The 18,007-nt window shown below is 38.2% G+C and carries 13 protein-coding genes and 1 pseudogene; 10 read left to right on the plus strand and 4 right to left on the minus strand.

What is annotated here, in order from left to right; translation table 11 throughout:
- The first annotated feature begins 2 nt into the window (after nucleotides 1-2).
- Together OCU90_RS18255 and OCU90_RS18260 are read left to right on the plus strand one after the other, a co-directional pair.
- A complete protein-coding gene (locus OCU90_RS18255; protein ID WP_026012387.1) occupies nucleotides 3-707 on the plus strand; it encodes an ABC transporter ATP-binding protein in 705 nt (234 codons plus the stop codon).
- A gap of 132 nt (nucleotides 708-839) precedes the next feature.
- Nucleotides 840-1,652: a helix-turn-helix domain-containing protein gene (locus OCU90_RS18260; RefSeq protein WP_061023356.1), complete on the plus strand. Its 813-nt coding sequence runs from the start codon at nucleotides 840-842 to the stop codon at nucleotides 1,650-1,652.
- A gap of 21 nt (nucleotides 1,653-1,673) precedes the next feature.
- Here the strand turns inward: OCU90_RS18260 and OCU90_RS18265 are convergent, their stop codons facing one another.
- Complete coding sequence (locus tag OCU90_RS18265) at nucleotides 1,674-2,405, minus strand: EAL domain-containing protein (RefSeq protein WP_061023427.1); 732 nt, start codon at nucleotides 2,403-2,405, stop codon at nucleotides 1,674-1,676.
- A gap of 295 nt (nucleotides 2,406-2,700) precedes the next feature.
- Between OCU90_RS18265 and OCU90_RS18270 the strand changes: the two genes are divergently transcribed.
- Nucleotides 2,701-4,413 (plus strand): response regulator, encoded by a 1,713-nt coding sequence (locus OCU90_RS18270; RefSeq protein WP_061023357.1) that lies wholly within the window; start codon nucleotides 2,701-2,703, stop codon nucleotides 4,411-4,413.
- A 3-nt stretch (nucleotides 4,414-4,416) separates the two neighbouring features.
- Here the strand turns inward: OCU90_RS18270 and OCU90_RS18275 are convergent, their stop codons facing one another.
- The 3 genes from OCU90_RS18275 to OCU90_RS18285 are packed head-to-tail and all read right to left on the minus strand — an operon-like array spanning nucleotide 4,417 to nucleotide 8,842.
- On the minus strand, nucleotides 4,417-5,601 hold the full coding sequence (locus OCU90_RS18275) for an EAL domain-containing response regulator (RefSeq protein ID WP_061023359.1): 1,185 nt from the start codon (nucleotides 5,599-5,601) through the stop codon (nucleotides 4,417-4,419).
- Nucleotides 5,601-7,217, minus strand: a complete 1,617-nt coding sequence (locus OCU90_RS18280; RefSeq protein WP_240513407.1) for a response regulator — start codon at nucleotides 7,215-7,217, stop codon at nucleotides 5,601-5,603. The genes OCU90_RS18275 and OCU90_RS18280 overlap by 1 nt, the downstream gene beginning before the upstream one ends.
- Nucleotides 7,205-8,842 carry a histidine kinase dimerization/phospho-acceptor domain-containing protein gene (locus OCU90_RS18285; protein ID WP_240513408.1) on the minus strand — a complete coding sequence of 546 codons (1,638 nt, stop codon included), beginning with the start codon at nucleotides 8,840-8,842 and terminating at the stop codon, nucleotides 7,205-7,207. The genes OCU90_RS18280 and OCU90_RS18285 overlap by 13 nt, the downstream gene beginning before the upstream one ends.
- Nucleotides 8,843-9,231: 389 nt before the next feature.
- On the opposite strand from OCU90_RS18285, the gene OCU90_RS18290 reads away from it, so the two are divergent.
- The 7 genes and pseudogenes from OCU90_RS18290 to OCU90_RS18320 all read left to right on the plus strand — a co-directional run bounded on the left by OCU90_RS18290 (nucleotide 9,232) and on the right by OCU90_RS18320 (nucleotide 18,004).
- Nucleotides 9,232-10,425, plus strand: a complete 1,194-nt coding sequence (locus OCU90_RS18290) for a glycine C-acetyltransferase (RefSeq protein WP_017059545.1) — start codon at nucleotides 9,232-9,234, stop codon at nucleotides 10,423-10,425.
- A 109-nt stretch (nucleotides 10,426-10,534) separates the two neighbouring features.
- Entirely contained in the window at nucleotides 10,535-11,566 is a 1,032-nt protein-coding gene (gene tdh / locus OCU90_RS18295) for an L-threonine 3-dehydrogenase (protein WP_017105200.1), read from the plus strand.
- A gap of 1,088 nt (nucleotides 11,567-12,654) precedes the next feature.
- Entirely contained in the window at nucleotides 12,655-14,451 is a 1,797-nt protein-coding gene (locus OCU90_RS18300; RefSeq protein ID WP_240513409.1) for a sensor domain-containing protein, read from the plus strand.
- Complete coding sequence (locus tag OCU90_RS18305; protein WP_061023365.1) at nucleotides 14,451-14,939, plus strand: bacteriohemerythrin; 489 nt, start codon at nucleotides 14,451-14,453, stop codon at nucleotides 14,937-14,939. The genes OCU90_RS18300 and OCU90_RS18305 overlap by 1 nt, the downstream gene beginning before the upstream one ends.
- Nucleotides 14,940-14,994: 55 nt before the next feature.
- On the plus strand, nucleotides 14,995-16,626 hold the full coding sequence (locus OCU90_RS18310) for a response regulator (RefSeq protein WP_061023368.1): 1,632 nt from the start codon (nucleotides 14,995-14,997) through the stop codon (nucleotides 16,624-16,626).
- 184 nt (nucleotides 16,627-16,810) lie between these two features.
- Nucleotides 16,811-16,951 (plus strand): annotated as a pseudogene (gene tdh, locus OCU90_RS18315) (L-threonine 3-dehydrogenase); the annotation flags it as partial.
- A 192-nt stretch (nucleotides 16,952-17,143) separates the two neighbouring features.
- Entirely contained in the window at nucleotides 17,144-18,004 is an 861-nt protein-coding gene (locus OCU90_RS18320) for a hypothetical protein (protein ID WP_061023370.1), read from the plus strand.
- Nucleotides 18,005-18,007 lie beyond the last annotated feature (3 nt).

The raw sequence follows: 18,007 nt of genomic DNA on the forward strand, positions 1-18,007 counted from the left end.
CCATGTCTAACAAATTCTTAGTGGAACTCTCAAATATCGGTAAACACTACTCAAACGGTGATACTGAAATACGTGCATTAGACGGTGTCGATCTCTCGATTGAGAAAGGAGAGTTTTTGTCTATTTTAGGCCCGTCAGGATCCGGTAAATCAACGCTGATGAATATGCTTGGTTGCCTTGATAAGCCGACGGAAGGGGAGTATCAACTGGATGGAAAAAATGTTGCTGCGTTGAGTGCCAATGATCTTGCAGGTATTCGGAACCAAAAAATTGGTTTTGTATTCCAGAGTTTTAATTTACTTGAGTATGCTTCTGCATTGGACAATGTTGCTCTGCCTCTCGTGTATTCTGGGATCAAAGCTAAAGAACGTCGTAAGCGTGCGGCGGCATTACTTGAACAAGTAGGGTTGGGCGATAGACTTGACCATAAACCGAATCAGCTGTCTGGTGGTCAGAAACAGCGTGTCGCTATTGCTAGAGCTTTGGTTAATGACCCTCAGATTATATTAGCTGATGAGCCAACAGGAGCTCTGGATTCCAAGTCTGGCGCTGAGATAGAGGCTTTGTTTAATCAGCTTCATGCTGAGGGCCGAACATTGATTATCGTGACGCACGATAACTCGCTTGCTGAACGAACTAAGCGCATAGTGACGATCAAAGACGGTAAAGTATTGTCTGATCGCCAAGGGCAACATTGCTCAACCTAGAACCTAGAACCTTACAGCTTTCGCTTAGAGCCACTTCATCACGAAGTGGCTTTTTTCTTAAGTGTTTAACACTGATCTTGTACGGACGATATTGAGTGAACTACACTGATAAAAAAGCTAGGTAAGTAACAGATGAATAAAGAAAATTTCCCTATAGAGTTAAAACGACTTCGTGAATCAATCTCTATTTCACAGGAAGAATTTGCAGAGTTGCTTTCCAATTCTCATAGAGCGTTTTTTGGTGTAAATCAGGTGATGGTCAGCCAATGGGAAAGGGCAAAGACGTTGCCTAGTTTTGTTCGTCGTCTTGGTATCGCGAGTTTCTTTCAGGTCGACTATGATTTTTCGGTAGAAGAAATGGTGCAAGTCAAAGCCGCAACAAAGAATATGGAACGTCCGTCTAATGCCGATATTGGCTACGACTATGAGGTCACAAGCGTAGAGTCATACAACATGGGCTTGCTTCCTGCGAAAAGGCTTAAGTCGATTCAAGGGATGCACCTCAAAACTTATGGCAAAGACTTTATCGAGGTTGCTCAGTATCTTGGCGTGAGAAAAGACGATATGCAGGTGCTTTGCTTCTTGTTCGAGGGAGTCATTATTGGTCATGTGGTTTACGATGGCCTCAGTAAGATGCTTTGCAGTGTTGGCGCGGTTAGCATCGTGATTCGACGCAAGATCTTCGATTACATGGCAGATAATTTGGCAGGCATTGAATTTCGCTTTCCGACTCTTGATCCTGCAATGTCCCAGTTCCTCTATGATCTTTACTTAGAGCCATACATGAGCAAGCTCGGCATGCCGTTTTTCAAGGCTGATATAAAGAAATTAGTGAATAATCCGTTCTCTCAAAACATCCAAAACAAACACGATATCTACTTCAAGTACATTCGATATCACGACCTTAAGCAGAAGAAAAAAAGCGTCGAGTTTGTTTTAAGCTAACGTTACTTGAGCTCCAACTATCTACATGACGAATCTAAGATCAGTTAAAGGCAGTGGCTTTGAGTATAGAAAGCCTTGATAGCTGTCAAAACCTAGCTGATGGATTAGTTGACGTGTATCTGTGTCTTCAACGCCTTCCGCAACGGTTTCGATTCCAGACTCTTTGCAGTACGCCAGAGTGCGCTTAACCAAGTCGGAGCTTGCTGGCTCAATACTGTTCACAATCGATTTATCGAACTTCACTTCATCGACATTAAGGCCCATCACCTTATTCATATCTGAATGGCCAATGCCAAAGTCGTCGATTGAGATTTTAATGCCGAGAGATTGAAAGCGTTTGATCTGCTCACAAAGTTGGTCATCGAACTGATCATTTTCGCTGAGTTCAAAAGTAAGCTGCTTTGCTTTGAACGAGGTATTCCAAAGCAATTCACGAACCTTTTCCACGTTATCAGGGTTAGCCAGTACTTTCTTACTGATGTTCACGGCTAAGTTCAGGTGAACAGAAAGCGATTTTACCTCTGTTAATGATTGCTCAAGCACACTAAAAAAGATCTCTTCTTCATAACCTAATGCAAACGCACGATCAATAAACATGCCTGGAGCGAAAATCCCTTCTTCTGGAATGTCTAGGCGAAATAGCGCTTCAACCCCAGTCACTTTCTCGACATTAGGCTGAACCTTTGGCTGATAAAAGCAGGTGTGCCAGTCGTTTTCGAAGGCTTCTTGTATGGTGTGATCGCATAGGGTCATGTGCTTATTTCTCATCTTGTCTCACCTGTATAGCGGCGTAGCGGCCGCACATTCTGAGAGAAGCGGGCATTCATCACTATATCGTTTTGAGATGAAAAATTGAGATTTGATATGAATAAGGAGTAATTATTACATTTTCTTCTATTTCCTTTTATATCAATTGGTTAGATGTTGCTGGTGTGAAAGTGTGATCCTAAGCCAATAAAAGCTCGCATCATATTTTTTTGTAACTGAAGGGATTATTTACAAAATTGGTCATGTTACACTTGCCTTGTTATAGGAGAGCACCCCATTTATGAAAAATTACAGTGACATACTAGCTTTAATAGTTGATGACTCCCCGGTGATCTTGTCGAGTATTCGGAGAATGTTGATTAGCTTAGGCCTGTATGATAAAAATATTTATCATGCAAAAGATCCTAAAGCTGCAATTTGGCACTGTAAAAAAATGGGTTTTGACCTGATTATTTGTGATTATAATTTTTATACTCGCCTTAATGGCAAGCAAGTTTTTGAAGAACTCCAACACTATAGTCTCATAAAGCCAAAAAGTAGTTTTATAGTGATAACTGGTGAGTCGTTATCAAAAATCGTTCGCTCTATCATTGAGCTCTCTCCTGATGAATATATTTTAAAGCCTTTTAATTCAGTCTATTTTACTAACAAGATTAGAAGGTCGCTCGCAAGAAAGTCGGCATTATATGAGCTTTACCAAGCTAAAAATCAAAAAGATTATACTCGTGGCCTTAATTTATGTGACGAACTGGAGTTTAAATATCCTCAATACCACTTTCTAATACAAAAATTTAGAGGGGAGTTCTACGCATTGTTAAACATGTTTAATGAAGCGAAAGAGCTTTATGACTCAATTATTGTTGAAAAAGATGTTGAGTGGGCAAATGCGGGTTTAGCCGATAGCTTAATAGAGCTGGGTGAGTTTGCTAGAGCTCAATCTATTGTCGAAAAAATGCTAGCAAAGGTGCCTAATTCGACACAAGCCATGACGTTAAATGCAAAATATGACATTTATAATGGTGATATTCCTAAAGCGATAAAACAGTTTTCTATTATTTCAGAATTGACTCCTGGTAACCCTGAAAGGGAATTGGTTATTGCAAACTTATGTGTTTCTCAAGGTGATTATAGAAACGCTGCTGCAAGGTTTATGATGTATTATGAACTTAATATTGATACATATCGAGACAGCTTAGAGTCACGCTATAATTACATTCGATGTATACTATTTATTTATGACTCAATTGAAAAAGATAGCCTAGTAATAAATGAAAACCAAATAGAAGAAGACCCTAAAAAATTAAAAATTGAAGCGTTAAATGAATTTAGGCAAATATCACTGATTAAGGATAAAAATAATAATCGAACTGATGAGCAACATGATTATCAGCCTAGTTATGATGTTGATCAAGAGCTTATTATGTGTCATTTATCCATTCTTGAAGGTAAGTTGAGCGAGGCAATTACGATACTTAAGCACATTTATTCAAATGACTTAGTGTTAGGATTTTACAATAAATATCACTTTAACTATTTACTATGCTTACTTTCCTTTAATAAGGAGTTTGGTGAATGCATTAGATCAATTAAAGTGTTATTGGATGAGAGTGATTCCAGTCCTATGCTGTTAAAATCACAAGTTGAGTTACTTAAATCTTTGACCCAACAGCATAAAACGCAAACTGATGCTGTTAACACCAATATGGATAAAGTTACTCATTTAATTAAGTCAAAAGAGCTTGTCGCTGCTTTAGATTGTTTGATTGATGTAAGGTCTAAGAATACTTATATTCGAGAAGTTAACTTACAAATCATCGAGTGCTTGACCCAAGCTTGGCCTTCGAATTTCAGAGCAAGGGAAGTGAAAATATTATTGAAATCATGCTTTAAGGTATGTCGAGAATTGTATAACGAAAAAGAATTAGAAACGTTAAATGTGCTTCGCAACTTTGAGTTGGCTGAAAGCCGAGTTGCGAAACATGCTCTAGATTAACCGTTAAGTATTGTCCAAAATAACTACTGACTTTGACAAACAGTTGTGAAGCTTCTCTAGTGGTACCGGTGCTCCTGTAAAATAACCTTGGCATTGTTCAAAGCCGAGTTCTTTTAAGATGTTCCAAGTCGACATATCCTCAACACCTTCTACAACGGTATTCATCTCAAGAGAGTTGGCTACCTGGAGGAGCATTTTTACTAAGGCTTGATATTTAGGCTTAGAAGGTAAGTCGGTAATAAAGCGCCTATCGACCTTCATTTCAGTAAAGGGTAGATCTAGAAGCTTATCCAACGAGGCATATCCGGTCCCAAAATCGTCTATTGATAGTTTGAACCCGTGTATCCGCAATCTTGCTAGTGTAGCTAGCGCGGTTGGATTGTTTTGGTATGCGTGAGACTCAGTGAGTTCTAATGTTAACTTATGATGCGAAAAGTCATGGAGTGCGCAAACATCTATGATTTGGTCACATACATTAGGGATTTCTAGGTTGCCTTGTGTCATGTTAATAGATACAGAAATATCATAATGGTAAGCGGCAACTTCTTTTACAGCATTGTTTAGTACGACAAAGAACAATTCATCCATCATGTCATTTTCTTCCATACACTCAATGAAAGATATAGGACTTAATGTACCTAAATCTTCATGCTTGACCCTAGCTAGAGCCTCAACTGCGACGAGTGTATTATTTGAAAATAGAACCTTAGGTTGGTAGTGATTTATAATGTTTTTATTTAAAAATGCGCATCTAACATCACTCAGAGTCAGTTGAGGTGGTGTTTGATGATTTTTTTCTTCTTGAATTTGATAGTGAAAGCCATCAATTGATTCTAATAGTTTTGACTTGATGTCAGATTTTCTTAGCAACGTATGATATTTGAAATTTAATAGAGAACAGATATTAACGGTTAATTCACTAATGTCGTCCTCAACAGCAGTGACAATAACAACACCAAGAGAATTATCTATTTCTGATAATTGAAGAAGAAATTTGATTCCGTCCATCTTAGGCATATTGATATCGCAGAAGATTAAGTCGATCTTTTTTGCTTCAATGAGCTTTAACGCTTCTAATCCATCATTAGCGACATATGTTGTCTTATGACCGAGTAAACTCAAATCAATTTTCAACCTTGTACTTTGGATCAAATCGTCTTCAACGATGAGGATGCTTAACTCATCCATCACACATAAGCCTTAGTTAGAAGGTTTTTTACATCTTTGATTGTTGCTGTCATAGCGAGTTTAAGCCTCTCTATTTTTTCTTTACTCTTCTCTGTGTCTATTTCATTTTGCAACGATTGTGCAAGTTCAGAAACAGACCTGATCCCTAGCATATTCGCAGAGCCTTTGATTTTATGAGCCAAACTTCTAACGTCATCTGTCGTGTCTAAATCCTTTAGGTCTTTAGTCATAGAGCTAATAATAACGTTATAGATCTCAATCTTATTTTCTGCGCTATAGTGAGTGAAATTGTCTTCAATTTCCTCTTGGTTATCAAAACTAGAATCGTCATCTGAACTAATGAGAAATTTTGAGATCTTGTTATGAATTGTTTGAGCATCAAAAGGTTTGAGTATTAGCTCATCAAAATTAGGGAAGTCACCAAGTTGGTAATCGCGCTCACCTGAACTACCTACAATATTGATATAGCCGAACTTTACGATATCTTCTTTGATAGCCTTAGCGAGGCTAGGGCCGCTAAGATTCGGCATATGAATATCTGTTATAATCAAGTCATAACCATCTTTACGATTTTGTAATTGAGATAGGGCCTCATTTCCATCATTGACAACATCACTTGATAGTCCCAGCTCTTTAAGTTGGTTCTTCAGTAATAACTGATTCACAATATCGTCTTCAACGATCAATACGTGTCCAATTAGTTGTTGCATTGATTCTTCCTTTATAATTTCTGTTGATGTCTTATCGACCTGTTCTTTAGGCTTTCTAATCTGTAGAAGTAAAGCACTTAGCTGCGAGTTTATATCGTTGAGGGCATCTTCGCTGTGAGAGTATTCATAAGTATCGCAAGCTTGCTGTAGTCGAGTTGCCCCTAAGTTACCAGCCGTGCCTTTTAATTTGTGGATCTCATCGGCATGTTCCATTATTGCCACAAACTCTTCGTAATCGTTGGCAAAGACATCAAGTAACTTAAGGTAAAGGTTGACGTTGCCGGCACTTACTTTTAAGCCTGAGATATGATCAATATGCGGAGCGGATTTCAACCATTCAGGTAAATCAAACTCTGATGTTTCAGTTGTAGGCTGTGATGATGGACTTTGTCTAGAATCCTGTGAGCTAATGCTGTCAGAAAACCACATTATCATCTTGGAGTACATGTCTTCAGTGTTTAAAGGTTTCGCGATAAGGTCATTCATACCCGATTCGATAGCCTTGTGTTTGTCTTGAGGCATGACATTAGCTGTCATCGCGATAATAGGGAGCGAGAGTTTTAGATCATTACGAATGGATGATGTCGTTTGATATCCGTCCATTACAGGAAGTTGACAATCCATCAACACACCGTCGAACTCTTTCGAACGTAAAAGCAACAAGGCTTGTTCTCCGCTCCCACAAATTTCGAGATCTACAACATGTAATAATAGTTCTTTTACTAACTCTTGATTAATATAGTTATCTTCAACAAGTAGAATTTTTTTGCCGTGTAGTTGATGAATGTTTTTAGGTGATTCTATTTTTATCTCTGAATTGTGGTTGACGGCATCCTGCACAGTTAGACTGAATGGTATATCAAAAGAAAAAGTACTTCCTTTGTTAGGTGTGCTTATAACGTGCAAGCTCCCCCCATTAACTCTACAAGTTGTTTGCTTATCATTAAACCTAACCCTGTTCCCCCGTATAACCGAGCAGTAGAGTTATCTACTTGAGCGAAAGGCTTAAAAAGAGCGTCGATATCCTGGTCGGATATCCCAATGCCAGTGTCGGTAATCTCAAACAACACACGAGCACTAGTGCCATTATTTTCGATGCAACTAACATCCATAGAAACATAGCCACTATCACAAAATTTTATGCCATTACCTACAATGTTTAGTAAAACTTGGTTTAGTCTTAATGAGTCACCATTCACTAATTTAGGGACATTTTCATCGCACTGGCAGTTCAAACTCAACCCTTTGTGATGGGCGTTCACCGACATGAGTTTATGGCAATCGTTTAGCAGTTGCTTTAGGTTAAATTGGCTTAACTCAATAGTGAATTTGCCTGACTCTATTTTTGATGCATCAAGAATATCGTTAATGATGTGGATCAGTTGGTTAGATGCAATATCGATGCTCTCAATGTACTTTTGTTGTTTTTCATTTAGGCTAGTCTTTAAAGCTAGCCCTGTCATACCCATAATCGCGTTCATTGGCGTTCGGACTTCATGACTCATATTAGCTAGAAATTGAGACTTTATTTTTGTAGATGATATAGCCTCATCTCTAGCAATTGTTGCCTCGTGTGTAAGCCTTACTAAACTCTTTAATGAATGGTAAATCAAGTACGCTAACATAACCATACCAATGAAAAACAACAACGTTAGTAGCGTAATGAGATAAGAGGTCAGCTTTAAATCACTCACACTATTAATTCTTTCGTCACGAATAGAAAGTATGATTGCTTCGGCTTCTAAAACGGATGGAATAGCTTCTTTAGAATTTTTAATCAATGCATAGTTATTCTTGTTTAATTTAGTAACTATATCAATGTAGAAATCAGTGTCTTCTGATAATTTTGATAGAGAATATGATTTATCTTTGTTTTTTATAAGAGGTATTAGCTCTTCTAAATTGGATTTTATGTTTTTAAGAATACCAATAGCTTCATTTAATTGCTGAGTGTCTAGTCTTCTTCCAAGAGTAAGAGAGTTGACTATTTTTTTGTTTATAGCAGTTTTATCACTTATCAAACTGTTTATAAGTTCAATTGTGTGAGGGTTTCTATAAGTATAGTTGAAATTCAGAACCATCTTTAGATTATTATTTACCAAATTGGAACGATCGGCGTACTCGGCTATTATTGCTTTTCTTTCTTTATTTATCGCAACATACTCCAAAAAGCTCTCTCTATATTCACTGATAAGAACGAGAATTCTTTCTTCATTGTGATCATTTAAATCTAATGTCAGATCCTTGGCCTTTCCAATATAGTCTAAGGCTTCATTTAAATGCTTTTCACTATTATCTCTTACATAACCTAACGTGTTAAGACGAGCTCTATCCAAAGAAAATATCAACTCTCCGGTTGTATGAATACGTTTAAGTACTTCAAAAACTTTATTGGTTCCAGCCCAAGTACCAATTGCCGTGGCAACAAGGAGGGTAAAAACTAAAAGAAAGCTAATCATGATTAACTGAATACGACTCTCTTTTTTCTCACTCTTAGATAATTGATCAAAGTTTGGGATCATTTTGGGCATACATACTCGGACTAATATTAGAAATTTACGACGTTGTGAGAGCACTGATAACTAGCATCTGAATTACAGTAGTTTAACGGCAGATTCCATATAAGGAAGTGGTTTTTGGCGAAAATTTACTTTGTTGGCTGGCCAAAAAAATCATGTGATTCGGTGTGGCTAGAGTAAGGTTCTCAGGTTGCTTAGTAAATAATCGTGTCGCTTCGAGTTACCATTCGTGCCTGAGATTCATTAATGTTTTTCCAACTAAAGGGATAATCGAGAAGGAGATGTTCAACTAGAATAGGGGTATAAGTTTTACAGTGTAAATGATCGAATTGAAATCGTTTACATCCCCTACATAATGCGGCGCGCGATGCTGCTGAATAATAATTAGGAAGGAATAGACAATGTCTTCTGCATTTTACCAACAGATTCAAACTCAAATCGAAGAAGTTAAAGAAGAAGGTCTTTACAAGTCAGAGCGCATTATTACTTCTGCACAAAAAGCAGCGGTTTCTATCTCGACTGGTGAAGAAGTACTAAACTTCTGTGCAAACAATTACTTAGGTCTTGCTAACCACCCAGCTCTTATCGAAGCAGCTAAAGATGGTATGGATCAGCACGGCTTTGGTATGGCTTCAGTACGTTTCATCTGTGGTACTCAAGACTCTCACAAAGAACTAGAGCAAAAGCTATCTACGTTCCTTGGTAAAGAAGACACTATCCTTTACACATCTTGCTTTGATGCAAACGCTGGCCTATTCGAAACGATTCTAGGCAAAGAAGACGCAATCATTTCTGATGCTCTAAACCACGCATCTATCATTGATGGTGTTCGTCTGTGTAAAGCAATGCGCTTCCGTTACTCGAACAACAACATGGAAGAGCTAGAGCAGCAACTTATCGCAGCGAAAGAAGCAGGCGCTCGTCACACACTAATCGTAACTGACGGCGTGTTCTCAATGGACGGCGTAGTTGCTAACCTTCCTGCTATCTGTGACCTTGCTGATAAGTACGGCGCACTAGTGATGGTTGATGACTCTCACGCAGTAGGCTTCATGGGTGAAAACGGCGCGGGTACTCACGAGTTCCACAACGTTGTTGACCGTATCGACATCATCACAGGTACGCTTGGTAAAGCGATGGGTGGCGCTTCAGGCGGTTACACTTCTGGTAAGAAAGAAGTGATCGACTGGCTACGTCAGCGCTCTCGTCCATACCTATTCTCTAACTCTGTTGCACCAGCAATCGTATCTGCGTCTATCCGCGTTCTAGATCTTCTTGCGGAATCTGGTGACCTACGTACTCAACTATGGGAAAACTCTGCTCACTTCCGTACTCGCATGGAAGCTGCTGGTTTCACTATGGGCGGTGCTGACCACGCAATCATCCCAATCATGCTGGGTGATGCAAAAGTAGCGGCTGAATTCGCAGAGCGCGCACTAGAGAAGGGCATCTATGTTGTAGGTTTCTCTTTCCCTGTAGTACCAAAAGGCCAAGCTCGTATCCGTACGCAAATGTCTGCTGCACACTCTCGTGAGCAACTAGACCGTGCAATTGATGCGTTCATCCAAGTTGGTAAAGACATGGCTATCATCTAATTTTAAAGGGGTGCCTTATGCATCCTTTGATTAGATAGAACAACACCCAATAGAACAATAGATTTTTGATTCTCGCCTTACAGTTAGGCGAGATGAACTGGATAACATTATGAAAATTAAAGCACTTTCTAAGCTTAAGCCTGAAGAAGGCATCTGGATGACCGAGGTTGAAAAACCTGAAATGGGTCATAATGATCTTCTTATCCGTATTAAGAAAACCGCAATTTGTGGTACAGACGTACACATCTACAACTGGGATGAGTGGTCACAAAACACAATCCCAGTACCTATGGTAGTAGGTCACGAATACGTGGGTGAAGTTGTTGGCATTGGCCAAGAAGTTCGTGGTTTTGAAATCGGCGACCGTGTATCTGGCGAAGGTCACATCACATGTGGTCACTGTCGTAACTGTCGTGGCGGCCGTACTCACCTTTGTCGTAACACTACAGGTGTTGGTGTAAACCGCACCGGTGCGTTCTCTGAGTTCCTTGTGATCCCTGCGTTCAACGCATTTAAGATCCCTGCAGAAATCTCTGACGATCTAGCATCAATCTTTGACCCGTTTGGTAACGCAGTACACACAGCGCTTTCTTTCGACCTAGTAGGCGAAGACGTGCTAATCACTGGTGCTGGTCCAATCGGTATCATGGCTGCTGCTGTTGCTAAGCACGTTGGTGCTCGTCACGTTGTAATCACTGATGTAAACGAATACCGCCTAGACCTCGCTCGTCAAATGGGTGTAACTCGCGCAGTAAACGTAATGGAAGAGAAGCTTGAAGACGTAATGGCTGATCTTGGCATGACTGAAGGCTTCGATGTAGGCCTAGAAATGTCTGGTAACCCATCTGCGTTTAACAGCATGCTGACTAACATGAACCACGGCGGTAAGATCTCTCTACTAGGTATTCCACCATCAGACATGGCAGTAGATTGGAACCAAGTAATCTTCAAAGGCTTGGTTATTAAAGGTATCTACGGTCGTGAGATGTTCGAAACTTGGTACAAGATGGCTTCTTTGATTCAATCAGGCCTAGATCTAACACCAATTATCACTCACCACTTTAAGGTTGATGACTTCCAAAAAGGCTTTGACGCTATGCGTAGCGGGCTTTCAGGCAAGGTAATCCTTGATTGGGAATAGTCTTTAACTGAGTAACAAGATATTAGAAAGGCGACAGTTATTACTGTCGCCTTTTTTGTAGCGATTTCTAATTTATGAATAATTTAAGTTATTCATATTTAATGGTTATTTTTTGGTATATAAACGCAAGACTGACTTCACCACAGTTTGAATGGATTGCACCAATGGATTCATAAATGGCAGCAGAACATAATCTTCACAGCCAACGAATAAATTGTCTACGAGCATTGATCATTGATTATCACTATCGGTGCAAACGTTGGATTCGCCGCTATCAAAATTCTTGCTGTATTTAATAACCCCACCAATAACAGTCCTCTTAATCATAAGGTTTAGCCAAATTATGCTTAATGTTAATGAATCAGTACCTCTTACTTTCGTTTTATCGGTGGTATATAGCTTTTACTCAACTTACCTAAACTTATGAGAGTACTGAATCATCATTACTGTTGGTCCTAGCACTTTCTAATACTAGACTGCGCTGGGCAGACATAAGCGTAAAAGTGCTTAGGCTCTATCAAGTAAATGGGGTTTGGCACCGTATATTTCTTTTTACTACTAATGTTTGTTTAAGGTTATGAGCATCTATCTACTTTCGATGCTCTCTTGGGGGAAGCTGGGGGAGAAAGGCGATATAGTAAACGGATCGTGGTTTATAAAAAGATTAAGTAATCTCGAATGAATTATTAAAGAAAGCGCTTTCTTTGATGATCTGTATCAAGTTAGTCGTAAAACTTACTGGTAGCCTATGTATAAGGTCTGTTGCATACGAGGAGTGAATGTATTGAACTGGCCGTTTCTTATCCATTCAATTAAAGCTGTGATTGTTAGTTTTAAAAGGCTTAAAGCAAAGACTGGATTAATAGATGGTTTAACTGTTTATGTTGAGGCGATTGTTCAGCTGGAAACCGAAATTTTGGTTACGTTTCTTTGGGAGATTAACACAAAAAAGAAAGCGCTTTCACAGGGTTGGTGACGTCAATAAATTTAAAATATAGCGAAATTAACAGGTCTTCAATTGGTTTATAGCAATGAGCAAATGACTAAAAACAATGTGCTATCAGCCCTCTAGCTTAAAAGAAATAAATATGAAAACAGATAAATCCATCAACATAGTAGGCAATTATTGTCTTTCGGATGCGCTCAATAAAGATTACACCGAGTCACCATTAATTCCAAAAAAGAGTATTTCTGTGATGGGGGAAGAAGAAAAGCTGTCATTTTTCTTCTCTATTGTCGATCAAAGTGCAAACGCCGTTGTCATCACTAACGTGAATAAAGACATTATCTATGCCAACAAAAAATTTGAAGAATTAAGTGGCTTTGGACTTAGTGAAGTTCTTGGAAAAAACCCAAGACTATTGAAATCAAATAAGACCCCAGCAGATACCTACCGCGATATGTACCGTACATTACAGGCAGGAAAATCTTGGAAGGGAGTATTCTTCAATATCCATCGAGACAAGACTGAGTACATTGAAGAAGCTGTTATATCCCCGGTAACGTGCGATAGAGGAAACGTTATTTGTTACGTAGCAGAAAAAAGAGACATTACTGCTCAAGTCGCCGCAGAGGAGCGCGTTAAGAGGCTAGCTCATTTTGATAGCCTAACGGGTTTGCCCAATCGAGCCTACTTTATTGAAGAAACTAACAAGCTTATGGACTTGCAATCAAGTAAAGAGAGCGGTTTTACGATCTTATTTGCAGACTTAGATAGATTTAAAGAATTAAACGATAGCTGTGGTCACCTTGCTGGTGATGCCGCACTAAAGGAAGTTGCGAGACGCATTGCACAAGTCATTTCGCCTAGTGATTTAGCAGCTAGAGTTGGAGGCGATGAATTTATTGTGGTTCACCGGAAACCAACGCAAGAAAGCGCAACACTATTAGCAGCTAAATTGGCAGCAGAACTGAGTCGGCCGATTCAAATTAATAAAGGACAAGAAGCTTTTCTTGGTGTCAGTATCGGTGCAGCCACATGGCCTTCGGACGGCACAACAATGAATGAACTACTCTCGCATGCAGACTTAGCGATGTACGAAGCAAAATCTACTGAGCGGAACTTTGTCTTCTACACAGAACAGGTAGGCATACGCTTTTATCGCGAATTAGAGTTATCAAACAGGTTAAATCAGGCAATCAGACAAAGTAAAGATCAATTCTATTTGGTCTATCAACCTAAATTTTATTTAGAGTCTGGGCAAGTTACAGGCGTTGAAGCTCTGCTTCGTTGGAACGAACCTGAGTTTGGCATTATTAGTCCCGCAGAGTTTATACCTATTGCTGAGAAGCACAGAATCATGTGTCCTATTGGTAAGTGGGTCATTAAGGTCGTCTGCAAACAACTCAGACATTGGCAATCAGAAGGTAGGGTGTTACCAGACAGAATAGCTGTAAATATTTCGGTACAACAGTTAGAGCACCCAGATTTCTTTGAAGAGATCACTAATATAATTATTGATGAGGGGCTATCTCCTACCTTTTTTGAACTAGAGATTACTGAGTCGGTGTTGATGAGCAACTCAGGAAGTACCATATACGTGCTGCAACAGTTAGAGCAAGTTGGATTTAATATTGTCATCGATGATTTTGGTACTGGGTTTTCGTCTCTATCGTACCTAAAAATAATTAATGCAAAGATTTTAAAAATAGACAAATCTTTTGTTCAAGATATTTCAACCAGTATACATGATCAAGTAATCGTTAAATCAGTAGTAGATTTAGCAACTAATTTAGGTTTATCAATTGTAGCTGAAGGGGTCGAAACAGAAGAACAGAAAAGTACATTAATAAGTTTAGGCTGTAACATCGGCCAGGGATTTTACTACTCCAAACCGTTGACAAATAATGAAGTATCAAAGTTTTTTGATTATAAGGATTTTTAATGAATTTCTTAAAATGGAGTGAAGACTTCGAAGTTGGTATTGATAGTATAGACCATCAACATAAAAAATTAGTAGAACTAATAAATAGATATGGTGAGGAAATAAAAGAAAATGAAATAAAAGAGATACAAAAAACACTCAGCGATCTCTCTAACTACAGCATATATCATTTTGCTGAAGAGGAAGGTATTATGGCAAGGTCAGGCATACCCGAAGAACACATAAAAAAACATCGTTGTGAACATGAAAATTTCATTAGTAGTATTGGATCTATTGTCGATTCCTCTTCAAGATTGAATGAGAGCCAGTTATCTCAACTTTTTGACTTTTTAGTCAATTGGTTAGCAACACATATTTTATGCTGTGACAAGAGAATGGTAAAACAAATATCTTTAATCAAATATGGCCTTGAACCAAACAGCGACTTCTTTGATGAAGAATTTGAGTACAATAAAGCAATAGATATCCTTCAATCTTCATTGTTCTAGTGAATTATAATTATGTTGTTAAAGTAATCATAAATATAATATTGGTTTGTAAGTTATGTTTTTTGAAAAAAGTATATTTATAATCGATGATTCTCAGGTTTTCGTTTCATTGTTAAAAAGTATGTTAATAAGATTTGGTTTTAAAAACGAAAATATTGATAGTACGACAGAAAGCGAAAAGGCTCTTAGAATACTAAAAAATAACAGCTTTGACATTGTTTTTTGCGACTACAATATGAATCATCATATTGACGGGGCATTGATACTCGATGAAATAAAAACAAAAAAATTACTTAAGAATAGTTCAGTATTCATATGCCTAACTGGTGATAATAGCTTGAGTGTAATAACTTATTTTATCGAACTAGAACCAGATGACTATCTAATAAAACCATTTAAAGCTAACGATCTTATTGATAGGCTGAAAAAAGTAATGAATAGGAAAGAAGTTTTACATCCTCTAATTAGTTTAGTCGACAATAAAAAATTTTCATCTGCAATATCTCTATGTGAAGAGTTTAAGTTTGACAACCCTCAATACATACCTTATATACTTAGGATTGAGGCTGATTGTCATTTGAAATTAAATGAGATTGAGTCAGCAAAGAGAATATATCTTGAGGCGAGTAAGAGCTCTGATTCTCTGTGGCCAGAAATTGGTTATGGAAACACCCTGAGGATTGAAGGAGAATATGAGAAAGCGAAAGACATATTTAAGGGAATATTAAAGTTAAAACCAACGCATCCGATTGCAAGAAAAAATCTAGCAATGTGTATGCTTGCTTCAAATGATATCTTAGGAGCTTTATCTGAGTTTAGTTTTCTAAAAAAAATAAATCCAGCTAATCCACAACGAGATTTGGTTTTAGCAAACTTATTGTTTTCAACTGGCCATTTTAACGCATCAACTCAAAGTTATCAGAGATACTCAGAGAAAGTTGAAGGTACCAGTAAGTTCGACCCCAAATTAGTATGTATAGCGATATTAACAAAATTGCTTATCTTTATTGAAGATAAAGATAAGATGTTAATTGATGATATAAGAAATGATCTATTTCATTCTCGAGAGTTATACATTAATTATTATCAAGACGATGTAGAGTATGGGATAGCGTTAAATTCACTAGCATCAATACTGCTTTGTTGTGAGAATAAATTTCATGATGCATATCTAATTTCAATAAATGTAGGAACGGAGAAAATTAAGTATAGTAACTTCTATACAACAATAGTAGTTTCTCAAATGTATGCACTTTGCGGGTTAGTAAATAACTATAAAGAAACGATGAATTTAGCAAAAATATTAGTTGGAGATGAGAAAGATGAATCAATAATGCTTAGTAAGTTGGAGTTATACCAAGGAGTTACTCGAGAAGTTAAATCTCGAATGTCAACCTTGCATAACAATAAGCTCAATGCGTTAAAACTGCGAGAAGAAAAAAAACCCAAAGCTGCATTTCATCTAGCTTATGAAGCTTATAAAATAGCTGCATTTAACAGTGATATTTGTCTACTTTTATTAGAACTGGCGGCCCTATCAACCCCAGTTAGCATGACAAGAAATGAAATTAAAAACTTGATCAAATCTTGTTTCTGGACAACTACGCATGATAAAAAATTATCTGAAAAAAATAAAGAACTAGCTAGGAGGTTTTATCAAACCCTACGTATAAAGCTAGAAATATAAAATGATGTTTAAGTAAAAGTCATATCTTAATTTACCATTACCTCGTGCTTAAGTACGTTGATGATGTGTTGATTGGCCAAATAACTTAGATTTTAAATTAACACGAAAATACTTATTGTTAACCCGGTTTTTATTTTTTTCAGAAAATGTGTCGTGACCCTATCACCATTAGTAATTCTTCTTGTATATGATGGCTTCACTAATCCAGTCTGGCCTAGATCTAACACCAATCATTACTCACCACTACAAAGTAGACGACTTCCAAAAAGGCTTCGACATGATGCGCTCTGGTATGTCTGGTAAAGTAATCCTAGATTGGGAATAAGCAAATAGGGGAAACCCTGAGTTATTTCCAAAATCTAAATGCCTCAAAGAAATTTGGGGCATTTTTGTATCTAAATTCTACTTACGATCAACTCACCTCTCTGTCACTTAATGGCCATTTTGCTGCGCAGTAATCTCTAAAATACTCAATAAGCAGTTTCACCTTATTGTTTTACTATTGAAGAGAGGGCTCATGGCTTGTAAACCACTTGCACTGATAATAACTGGAATATTATTAACGCCGAATTTTGCTAGCGCTGATGTCGATATTTCGAAAGCCGAAAACGATCAAGCAGCAGAGCAGGCAGCAAAGGAACTTGCAAACCCAAACACAGCTTACGCTAGCCTCAATTTAAAACTCCAGTATTCAGGTGGATACGATGGTGGAGGAGATACTTTCGCAACCGTATTACAGCCGACACTGCCTTTTCCTATGGATAATGGAGATAAAGTAATCTTCCGTCCGGCTATCTCTTATGTACAGAACGATTTCCATGTGGATACACCAGCAAGCTCGCGGCATATGGATCAGTCTGGCATTACAGACATCTCATTTGATTTAGCTTATGCGCCTAAAATGGAGGGCGGTACTATTGTCGCTTTCGGTCTCTTTGCTTCTTTGCCGACGGGCAGCAGTGACTTAACGGCGGATCAATTTGCTGTCGGGCCTGAGTTTATGGTCGGGAAGGCGAGTAGTGAACGAGTTGTCGGTATGTTCCCCAACCACTTGTATGGCGTTTCTGGAGACGGAGCCAGCCATTCTGATACTCGAATCAACAAGACATCAACACAAGTGTTTTGGGTAGAGATATTAGGTGGTGGTTGGACGGTTGGCTCTGCACCGACATTCTCATATGACTGGAATGAAGATCAGGCAGAAGTTCCACTAAATATAAGTGTCACTAAAACAACGGTGTTGAATGGACGTCCTTGGAAGTTCGGCATTGAAGCGAACTATTATATTGAGAAAGATGAAAAGACACGTCCGGATTTTATGTTGAGCTTTAATATCAGTCCTGTAGTGGAAAATAAGCTGGCGTCTTTGATTGATTAATCT

It is taken from the genome of Vibrio splendidus (assembly GCF_024347615.1).
In the GTDB taxonomy this organism is placed as follows: Bacteria; Pseudomonadota; Gammaproteobacteria; order Enterobacterales; family Vibrionaceae; genus Vibrio; species Vibrio splendidus.

Bases quoted from the DNA above. Each gene is read 5' to 3' on its own strand.
- OCU90_RS18255 (WP_026012387.1), top strand. From the start codon at position 3: ATGTCTAACAAATTCTTAGTGGAACTCTCAAATATCGGTAAACACTAC.
- OCU90_RS18260 (WP_061023356.1), top strand. From the start codon at position 840: ATGAATAAAGAAAATTTCCCTATAGAGTTAAAACGACTTCGTGAATCA.
- OCU90_RS18265 (WP_061023427.1), bottom strand. From the start codon at position 2,405: ATGACCCTATGCGATCACACCATACAAGAAGCCTTCGAAAACGACTGG.
- OCU90_RS18270 (WP_061023357.1), top strand. From the start codon at position 2,701: ATGAAAAATTACAGTGACATACTAGCTTTAATAGTTGATGACTCCCCG.
- OCU90_RS18275 (WP_061023359.1), bottom strand. From the start codon at position 5,601: ATGGATGAGTTAAGCATCCTCATCGTTGAAGACGATTTGATCCAAAGT.
- OCU90_RS18285 (WP_240513408.1), bottom strand. From the start codon at position 8,842: ATGCCCAAAATGATCCCAAACTTTGATCAATTATCTAAGAGTGAGAAA.
- OCU90_RS18290 (WP_017059545.1), top strand. From the start codon at position 9,232: ATGTCTTCTGCATTTTACCAACAGATTCAAACTCAAATCGAAGAAGTT.
- tdh (WP_017105200.1), top strand. From the start codon at position 10,535: ATGAAAATTAAAGCACTTTCTAAGCTTAAGCCTGAAGAAGGCATCTGG.
- OCU90_RS18300 (WP_240513409.1), top strand. From the start codon at position 12,655: ATGAAAACAGATAAATCCATCAACATAGTAGGCAATTATTGTCTTTCG.
- OCU90_RS18305 (WP_061023365.1), top strand. From the start codon at position 14,451: ATGAATTTCTTAAAATGGAGTGAAGACTTCGAAGTTGGTATTGATAGT.
- OCU90_RS18310 (WP_061023368.1), top strand. From the start codon at position 14,995: ATGTTTTTTGAAAAAAGTATATTTATAATCGATGATTCTCAGGTTTTC.
- OCU90_RS18320 (WP_061023370.1), top strand. From the start codon at position 17,144: ATGGCTTGTAAACCACTTGCACTGATAATAACTGGAATATTATTAACG.